This is a genomic window from Steroidobacter gossypii, assembly GCF_016801985.1.
In the GTDB taxonomy this organism is placed as follows: domain Bacteria; phylum Pseudomonadota; class Gammaproteobacteria; order Steroidobacterales; family Steroidobacteraceae; genus Steroidobacter; species Steroidobacter gossypii.
On the sequence record NZ_JAEVLS010000004.1, the window covers coordinates 812,657 to 821,600 of the forward strand.

The 8,944-nt window shown below is 62.8% G+C and carries 8 protein-coding genes; 5 read left to right on the top strand and 3 right to left on the bottom strand.

From position 1 onward, the window contains the following. The first annotated feature begins 25 nt into the window (after positions 1-25). Positions 26-901, top strand: a complete 876-nt coding sequence (locus tag JM946_RS20465; RefSeq protein WP_203169219.1) for a transporter associated domain-containing protein — start codon at positions 26-28, stop codon at positions 899-901. Here the strand turns inward: JM946_RS20465 and radA are convergent. Continuing rightward, positions 884-2,245: a DNA repair protein RadA gene (gene radA / locus JM946_RS20470; RefSeq protein WP_203169220.1), complete on the bottom strand. Its 1,362-nt coding sequence runs from the start codon at positions 2,243-2,245 to the stop codon at positions 884-886. The genes JM946_RS20465 and radA overlap by 18 nt on opposite strands. A 179-nt stretch (positions 2,246-2,424) precedes the next feature. Here radA and JM946_RS30580 point away from each other — a divergent pair, with 179 nt between their 5' ends. Genes JM946_RS30580 through JM946_RS20485 form a run of 3 tightly spaced genes read left to right on the top strand, consistent with a single transcriptional unit; the run spans position 2,425 to position 6,817 of the window. After that, complete coding sequence (locus tag JM946_RS30580; protein ID WP_322110958.1) at positions 2,425-5,145, top strand: CHASE2 domain-containing serine/threonine-protein kinase; 2,721 nt, start codon at positions 2,425-2,427, stop codon at positions 5,143-5,145. 35 nt (positions 5,146-5,180) lie between these two features. After that, positions 5,181-5,999, top strand: coding sequence for a Stp1/IreP family PP2C-type Ser/Thr phosphatase (locus JM946_RS20480; protein ID WP_203169221.1), 819 nt, complete (start codon positions 5,181-5,183; stop codon positions 5,997-5,999). A 38-nt stretch (positions 6,000-6,037) separates the two neighbouring features. Further along, positions 6,038-6,817: an FHA domain-containing protein gene (locus tag JM946_RS20485; protein WP_203169222.1), complete on the top strand. Its 780-nt coding sequence runs from the start codon at positions 6,038-6,040 to the stop codon at positions 6,815-6,817. 40 nt (positions 6,818-6,857) lie between these two features. Here JM946_RS20485 and JM946_RS20490 read toward each other — a convergent pair whose 3' ends face one another. After that, positions 6,858-7,799, bottom strand: a complete 942-nt coding sequence (locus tag JM946_RS20490; protein ID WP_203169223.1) for an Rpn family recombination-promoting nuclease/putative transposase — start codon at positions 7,797-7,799, stop codon at positions 6,858-6,860. A gap of 269 nt (positions 7,800-8,068) precedes the next feature. Here JM946_RS20490 and JM946_RS20495 point away from each other — a divergent pair, with 269 nt between their 5' ends. Further along, positions 8,069-8,611 (top strand): hypothetical protein, encoded by a 543-nt coding sequence (locus JM946_RS20495; RefSeq protein WP_203169224.1) that lies wholly within the window; start codon positions 8,069-8,071, stop codon positions 8,609-8,611. Between the two features lie 25 nt (positions 8,612-8,636). On the opposite strand, the gene JM946_RS20500 is transcribed toward JM946_RS20495, so the two are convergent. Further along, positions 8,637-8,944: DUF4351 domain-containing protein (locus JM946_RS20500; protein ID WP_218043012.1), on the bottom strand; the 308-nt coding region annotated here is incomplete at its 5' end.

The following is an 8,944-nucleotide window of genomic DNA, read 5'->3' on the forward strand; positions in this document are numbered from 1 at the left end:
GTGAGCGCGCAATGAGATCGAGCAGATGAATGTCTGGGTGGTGCTCGCGGTGATTCTGGCCGCGGTGGTCGGATTTGTCTTGGGCCAGGCGCTGTCGCGCGCGCCCACGACGCAACGAAAGAAACAACGCAGCAGCGAACGTCCCAGATGGCCGGCCGACAATCCACGCGGGCGCCTCACTGACAAGCTGCTCGACCTCGATACGATGAAGGTCGACGACATCATGATCCCGCGCAGCGAGATCGCCAGCATCGACATCAGCGACGACTGGGACACCATTCTCGATACGCTGCGCTCGACGCCGCACACGCGACTGCCGGTGTGCGACAACAACCTCGACAACATCATCGGCATCCTGCACATGAAAAAGGTCGCGCACGCGCTGGCGCGCAGCGACCTGAATCGCGACCGGTTGTTACAACTGGCTCGCGAGCGCGAAGGCTACTTCGTTCCGGAGGGCACGACGCTGAGCGCCCAGCTACTGAACTTCCAGCGCGATCGTCGGCGTATCGCTCTGGTGGTCGATGAGTACGGCGACATACGCGGCTTGGTCACGCTCGAGGACATTCTCGAGGAAGTGGTCGGTGAGTTCACCAGCGCGCCGGGTGCGTTACATCAGGACATTCATCGCGACGCCGATGGCAGTTTCGTCATCAACGGCGCGATCAGCATCCGCGTGCTCAATCGCACCCTCGGCTGGGACCTGCCCACCGATGGCCCGCGCACCTTGAACGGCCTGATCCTGGAATATCTCGAAACGATTCCGCATCCGGGCACCGGTCTGAAGCTGGGCAACCTGTCGGTGGAGATTCTGCAGACTGCCGACAACTCGGTGAAGACCGCGCGCGTGCGCCCCATCGGGCTGCAGCTGGAAGAGCCGGCCTCAAAAGGCGTTGCGTAACGCCTCGTCGAGGCGCTCCACGCCGATCACTTCCAAGCCGTCGATCTCACGCCTGGGCTTGTTGGCTTCCGGCACGATGGCGCGCTGGAAGCCATGTTTGGCGGCCTCCCGCAATCGCTCCTCGCCATAGGGCACCGGCCGCACCTCGCCGGCCAGGCCCAACTCGCCGAAACAAACGAGTCGCGGCGCCAACGGCAGATCGCGCACGCTGGAAACCGATGCGAGCACCGCCGGCAAATCGGCGGCCGTCTCCGAAATGCGCACGCCGCCCACGACGTTCAAGAACACGTCGCGACCGGCGGTCGACACGCCGCCGTGTCGATGCAGAACTGCAAGCAGCAGCGCGAGCCGATTTGCTTCCAGGCCGACGGCGACGCGCCGTGGATTCATGCCTTGTGCTTCGTCAGTAAGCGATTGCACTTCGATCAGCATCGGTCGGCTGCCTTCACGCGCCACCATCACGGCACTGCCGGGAACCGGCTGCGGATGTTGTGACAGAAAGATGGCCGAGGGATTTTTCACCTCGCGCAGTCCGCCTTCCGTCATCGCGAACACGCCGACTTCATTCGCCGCGCCGAAGCGGTTCTTCACCGCGCGCACCAGGCGGAAGCGACTGCCGGCGTCGCTTTCGAAATACAACACCGTGTCCACCATGTGCTCCAGGATGCGGGGGCCGGCGATCACGCCTTCCTTGGTGACGTGGCCGATGATCAGCACCGACACACCCGAGGACTTAGCAAAGCGAACCAGCGCCGCCGCCGCCTCGCGCACCTGCGAGGCCGAGCCGGGCGATGAGTCGACATCGTTGACGAACATCGTTTGAATCGAGTCGATGACCAGCACGCGTGCTCCGGATTGCTCGGCGTGACCGATGATGGTTTCGACGTTGGTCTCTGCGAGCAGCTGTAACGTATCGCTCACGACTTCGAGCCGCCGCGCTCGCAAGCTCACCTGGCGCAACGATTCTTCGCCTGTGACATACAGGGTGGAGGTCGCGCGGCTCAACGCATCGCCTGCTTGCAACAACATGGTCGACTTGCCAATGCCGGGATCGCCGCCAAGCAGGGTCACCGAGCCCAACACCAACCCGCCGCCGAGCACGCGATCGAGCTCCTCCAAGCCAGTCGCGATGCGCGGCTCGCTCGCTTCGGTGACATCCGCGAGACGCTTCGGTCGATCGCTGCCGGCTGCGAGCGGCCGACGCTCCGCATTGGTGCGCGAGCCGCGGCCGATCGTCATCCGCTTGAGCGTGTCCGCCGAGCCGCAGGAGGGGCAGATGCCCTGCCACTGCAGGCTCTCGTTGCCGCATTGTTCGCAGACAAAAATTTCCTTGGTTTTAGCCATACGGGGCGTCGGGACGGGTCTTCCGAGAAGATGTGAACCGGTCGGCAGTATCGCGCGCCGGACTTTGCTCCAGGCCGGGATTGCCGCCTTATGGGGCCATCACGGGTGTGACGGCCCCGGCAATTTAACCTATCGTCCTTCGCTATACTCGCGCCGCAAATTTCAGTGGTACCCAATTCGTGGCGGCAAAACTGGCGCGATTCTCCTGGCTTCCCGGCGGGCTGGCTGCAGCTCTGGCCGTTGCCGTGGGCCACTGGGTCGCCCCGCCCACCGAGCTACCGCTGGAAACGGGTGTGTACGACCGGATGATGAACTCGGTTGAAGTCCCCCCGTCGCGCGAAGTGGCCATCGTGGCCATCGACGATGCCAGCCTGGCGCAGCTCGGTGAATGGCCATGGCCGCGCGATGTGCACGCCAGCCTCATCGACAAGCTCAAAGCCGAAGGCGCGCGCGTGGTCGCCTTCACCGTTCCGTTCGACACCGCCCGTCGCACCAGCGAGCGTGAAAAAGTGCGTGCTGCGCTCGCACTGCTCGAGTCCAGCAATCTCGGCAACTCCGATCAAGCACGCCAGCTGCGCAGGCTGCTGGGCAATTCCGCCACGGGCCGCGATCCGGATGCGCATCTCGCCAAAGCGATGGCCTCGCACGGCAACGTCGTGCTGCCGGTTCATATCCGCCTCAACGAGAACGCCACCGATGGCGGTCAGATTCCGGCGCGCTTCTCACCGGGCGCCGATCCTTCCGTGTTGAGCCGCGTCGCTACGGCTGAGATTGCTATGTTGCCCGGGCCGGTGTTCCTCGCCGAAGCCGGCGGCATCGGTCACACACATATACAAGCGGACTCCGACGGCGTGGTCCGCACCGACCTTGCCGCCGTGCGCGCCGGCAGCGGTCTCGTGCCCTCGCTCGCCGCGGTCATCACAAGCCGTGCGCTCGGCGTGGCCCCAAACGACATGGCATTCCATTCCAGCAATGCCATGACGCTGGGAACTCGCCGGACGCCGCTGGATTCCAATCTGCACAGTCGGCCCCGGTATTTCGCAGCGAGTGGCGTGCAGGCATTTCAGCAATATCCCTACTGGCAGGTGCTCGCTGGCGGCGTGCCGAAGGGTCAGCTGCGCGACAAAGTGGTATTGATCGGCCTGATGAACAGCGATTCGGTGGACGACGCCATCGCCACGCCGGTGAGCAAAGCGACGCCGCCGGTAGTGGCGATCGCCAGCGCCGTGTCGAGCTCGCTCAACAGTCAGATGTATAAGCGGCCCTCGTATGCTCCGTTCGTGGAATGGAGCGTGGTCGCGCTCGTGCTGTTGTTCTGCGCCCTGCTGTTGCCCGCACTGGGCGCCACGATCGGTGGAATGACCACGTTGTTGTTCGTGGTGTTGCTGGCTGGCAGCGAGATCATCGTGCTGCGATCCTCTCAGACCTGGCTGCATCTGACGCTGCCCTGTGTGGCGCTGATCGCAGGTTACGGCTTGTATCTGGTCGGCGAGCTGATTCGCCGCGCCAACATTCGGACCGAAGGCGCGCGCGATCCCGGCGCCAATCTGCGCTCGCTGGGACAGACGTTTCATCGGCAGGGGCAACTGGATCTGGCGTTTGAAACATATCAACGGTGCGCGCTGGATGCGCCGACCATGGAGCTGCTCTATAACCTCGGCATGGACTTCGAGCGCCGGGCACAGCTATCGAAAGCATCGGCCGTGTACGCATACATCGCCACACGCGATCCCAACTATCGCGAGTTGAAAGTGCGCCGTGCGCGCGTGCGCGAAGAGCCTCTGACGCGCGAGCCTGCGCACAGAGAGAGCCACGCTCGTGCAACCAATCCTCGGGAAAGCCTGTCTCGCGATCCTTTCGTTCGCGACGACCTGGCGCCAGAGCCCGCCCTGCGTGAAGCGCCGCCCGCCCCGCCGGTGAAGCGCGAGCCGCCGCGGCCGATCCGTTCGCGCCAGCCCGCCTTCGACCTCAACGATCACGAAGCCACCGTGCCCGATCTGCCCGAGCTCCCCCTGCCCGGACGGCCCTCCTCCAAGCGCACGCTCGGTCGCTACGAGATCGAGCGCGAGCTCGGCAAGGGCGCCATGGGCATCGTCTATCTGGGGCGCGATCCGAAGATCAATCGCGTGGTCGCCATCAAGGCGATTCCGCTGGCCGAGGAGTTCGAGGAGGACGACCTGGCCGAAGCGCGAGCGCGTTTCTTCCGCGAGGCGGAGATGGCGGGCCGTCTGAACCACCCGGCCATCGTTACGGTCTACGATGCCGGCGAAGACAACGGCCTGGCCTACATCGCCATGGAATACCTGCGGGGCCATCACCTGAGCACCCACACCGACGTGAAGCAGCTGCTGCCGCCGAAAAGCGTGATGCTGCTCGTCGCCCGCGTGGCCGAAGCTCTGCACTATGCGCACCGGCAGAACGTCGTTCATCGCGACATCAAACCCGCTAATATAATGTTCAATCCCGAGACGGATGAACTGAAGATCACCGACTTCGGAATCGCTCGCCTGACCGATACAAGCCGAACCAAAACCGGAATCGTCCTGGGCACACCCTCATTCATGTCACCGGAACAGCTGGAAGGGCGCACGCTCGACGGTCGCTCCGATCAATTCGCGTTGGGGGTCAGCCTGTATCAGCTGCTGTGCGGTCAACTGCCGTTCCGCGCCGACTCGATGCCGCGGCTGATGCAGAAGATCGCCACGGAGCCGCATGCGCCGATCCGCACCATCCGCCCCGACCTGGCGCCGGAGATCGAGAGCATCATCGATCGGGCGCTGTCCAAATCAGCGGATGATCGTTACGTGACTTGCGCCGAGATGGCCATGGCCCTGCGCGCCGTCGCCGGCCCGCCGGAGAAGAGCGCGTCACAGGCCGAACACGAGTGGTTGCTGCCATGAAGGCTGGAACGCTGCCGCCAGGGAGGGTCGTTTAGGTGCGTGGCAAGATCCGCTCCGTCGGACTGAGCGACGTGGGTCGCGTGCGTGAGCACAATGAGGACACCATCGGTGTCGATGCCGATATCGGCCTGTTCGTGCTGGCCGACGGCATGGGCGGTTACAACGCCGGCGAGGTGGCCAGCGGCATCGCCGTGAAGACGGTGATGAGCCTGGTCAAGGAAGCGGTCGAGCACCAGGACATGACCTCCTCCGATCCGGAGACCGGCATGGCCCGGCCCAGCATCGTGCTGCGCGACTCGATCGCGCGCGCCAACAAGATCATCTATCAGACGGCCAAGACCCAGCCGCAATGCGAAGGCATGGGTACCACCATCGTCGCCTGCCTGTTCTTCGACAACCGAGTGGCCATCGCCCACGTCGGCGACTCGAGGCTGTACCGGCTGCGGGCCAACCGCCTCGAGCAGATGACCATGGATCACTCGCTGTTGCAGGAGCTGGTCGATCGCGGTTTCTACTCCCAGGCCGAGGCGCAACGGGCGACCAACAAGAACTACGTGACTCGGGCGCTCGGGGTGGAGCCGACAGTCGACGTCGAGGTGCATGAACAGCCGGTGGACAAAGGCGACTTCTTTTGTCTGTGCTCCGACGGGCTGTCGGACATGGTCGAGGATGACGACATTCACTTAACTATGAGCACCTTTAGTGCTAGCCTTGAAACGGTAGCTAAGCAATTGATTCAATTGTCGAACGACAATGGCGGCCGCGACAATGTGTCGATCATCCTTGCGCAAGTTGTGGACTCGTTCGCAGCGCGGACGGGAGTAGTTGACAGAATTCTGCGCTGGTTCGGCTAGCCTCGCTGGTCGTTGATGCGCATTTCGGGGACGAGCAAATGGCACGGTTGATCCTCAGCCTGGACGGTCAGGTCATGGCCGAATACAACATGAATAAGGAGCGGTACACCGTCGGCCGCCTCCCCGATAACGATATCCGCATCGACAATCCGGCCGTGAGCGGTCACCACTCGCTGGTGATCAACATCCTCAACGATTCGTTCCTGGAAGATCTGAACAGCACCAACGGCACTTACGTCAACGGCAAGCTGATCAAGAAACATGCACTTCAGCATGGCGACGTCGTGACCGTCGGTCATCATCAGCTGCGCTTCGTCGACACTCAGAGCACCGATACCGAGCCCGACGAATTCGAGAAGACCATGGTGATCACGCCCGGCTCCGCCGTGGCCGCGATCGCCGCGAAGAAAGCTTCCGCCGCTGCAGCCGCCGCTCCGGCGCCGAAGGCTGCGCCGACGCCTGTTTCCACTTCCGCGCCCTCGCCTCTCACGCGCCCCATGCCTCCCGGCGGCACCAGCGCCACCGGCGAAAATGCCGGCATCGCTTTGCCCAAGGCCAAGCTGCAAGTGCTCAGTGGCGCCTTCGCCGGTCGCGAACTGGAGTTGAACAAAGCTTTGACCACGCTGGGCCGCCCCGGCGTGCAAGTCGCCGCCATCACCCGCCGCGCCGACGGCTACTTCATCGTCCACGTCGACAGCGGCAAGCCCGGCGACTACCCCTCCGTCAACGGCGCCGCCATCGGCGAGCAGGCTCGCAAGCTTGCGGATAACGATGTGATTTTGCTGGCAGGTGTGAAGATGGGGTTCTTCGAAGGCTGAGCGGCTTCGACACCGCTATACAGCAGCTCGCGGCGCTCACTCAGTCCTCGAACAGCGCATCGAGCGTGTCGACCTCCAGCAGACGCTCGCCCCAGCGTTCCAGCTGTTCGGAGGGCGCCTGCTGCAGCCGGGGCTGAACCCAAACGGGCAGTTCGCCGAATCGCCTGCGCAACTGACGTAACAACAGTTGCGCTTCGCCTTCGCGCAAGCCCTCACGCTTGAACTCTTCGCCCCATTCCTGGATCCGGTCCGCCAGCATTGTGCGCATCTCCTGTAAGTCGTCTATGCCTGTCACCGGCTCGCAGGACAGCTTGGGCAGTATAATCCTGCCGATCCACAGGGCGAACGCCCGGCTGAGGCTCCGCTGTTCCGGACTCCGCAACCACTCCACCAACGCCGCTAAAACGGTATCGGTATCGATCTCGTCGCGACTGCGGCTGTTCTCCAACCGAAACAACGCCGCCACGAGGTTGGACAGCGGCAGCTCGCTGGTTTGATAGCACCCTTCATCAATGAGCAGATAGCGCGCCTGTGGTTGATAGATCTCCAACCCCGGCGGTCCCGGCTCGATCAGTGACGTCAGATCCTGCGCAGCGCCCCAACGGACCCCACCGTTGTACAACACGATCGGCAGTACCGGCGGCAGTCGTCCATGCGGATCGAGTTGTTTCGTGTGGATCAGGTCCTGATATAACAATCCCACGTAGGTGAGGATGCGCACGGCCATGTGCGGGTCCTCCCTCGACTGGAACTCGAGCAGCAGATAGAGATATACGCACCGCTCGCCCCAACGCACGCGCCAGATGACATCATCGGCACGCGCGCGCAGATCATCAGTGATGTAACTGCCGTTCACCTTCTCCAGCGAGTCATAGTCGAGCTGCCCAAGCCAGTCCTGCCGGATGAATCCCTCGAGCAGATCGCGCAGCATTTGCGGATGCGAGAACAGCAGCTTGTAGGAATGGTCGTGGTGATTTCCCATGGCTCGCGGCCGTTCCCTGCATGCGGGCGCATTCCGTGGCACGGCTGCAGAGTAGCGGCAAGAAAGCCAATGGAACCCGGGCATTTCTGCCGATTCATCAAAGAAACATAGATCGCCGCACCGTTCAAAATGTGCTGACACATTGCCCTCGCCACTCGCACCGGGAACGCCTGGATCACGAGTTACAAGGATTCATTGTCGGCAGGGCTGCGGTGCTAGACTTTTGTTTGATCCGCTCTCCGACGAACCTTCACCGGAATCGACACTGAATGAACGTGAAGCAATTGCTACGCTGCATCTGTGCATCGACCCTACTGGCGGCTCACGTCGCGGGTGCTGAGGATGCTCCCGCCGCTGCGTCACCCCCCGCGGACACGGTGTTCATTAGCAAGTCAGCCCCATTTCTGGATGAAGGGCTCATCGCCAAGAACATCATCGAGGAATGCGGGCTGCCCGAATCGCAGATCAAGCTGTTGCGAGAAAAGGCTGAGAAGTCAGGGGTCAGCCTCAGCGAGAACGAGGCAGCCGTTGCTGGCATGACAGGCAAGGTACTCGCGCTCGAGACCACCAATGCCATCTCCTCGGGCAACGCATTCGTAGGTCACCGCAAACAGGTCGCAGTGCGAGGCAAGCTGTTCGACAACGGCGCGGAGATCGGCAACTTCCTCGCGATCCGCAATTCGATGGGCGGCATCGGCGCCGGCTTCATAGGATCTTGCGCGGTCCTCTATCGCTGCCAGGGCGCTATTGCCGAAGACATTCTCAAGTGGTTGAAGAATCCCATCAAGGACGCGCGCCTCGGCGACCAATGATCGCGATGATTGCTCCAACTACCGCTCAATCCTCGAACAGCGCCTCGAGCGTGTCGATCTCCAGCAGACGCTCGCCCCAGCGTTCCAGCTGTTCGGAGGGCGCCTGCTGCAGCCGGGATTGAACCCAAACGGGCAGTTCGCCGAATCGCCTGCGCAACTGACGTAACAACAGTTGCGCTTCGCCTTCGCGCAAGCCCTCACGCTTGAACTCTTCGCCCCATTCCTGGATCCGGTCCGCCAGCATTGTGCGCATCTCCTGTAAGTCGTCTATGCCTGTCACCGGCTCGCAGGACAGCTTGGGCAGTATAATCCTGCCGATCCACAGGGCGAACG

What these genes read in the sequence shown, in the direction of transcription:
- JM946_RS20465 (WP_203169219.1), top strand. Translation starts at nt 26, where the DNA reads ATGAATGTCTGGGTGGTGCTCGCGGTGATTCTGGCCGCGGTGGTCGGA.
- radA (WP_203169220.1), bottom strand. Translation starts at nt 2,245, where the DNA reads ATGGCTAAAACCAAGGAAATTTTTGTCTGCGAACAATGCGGCAACGAG.
- JM946_RS20485 (WP_203169222.1), top strand. Translation starts at nt 6,038, where the DNA reads ATGGCACGGTTGATCCTCAGCCTGGACGGTCAGGTCATGGCCGAATAC.
- JM946_RS20490 (WP_203169223.1), bottom strand. Translation starts at nt 7,799, where the DNA reads ATGGGAAATCACCACGACCATTCCTACAAGCTGCTGTTCTCGCATCCG.
- JM946_RS20495 (WP_203169224.1), top strand. Translation starts at nt 8,069, where the DNA reads ATGAACGTGAAGCAATTGCTACGCTGCATCTGTGCATCGACCCTACTG.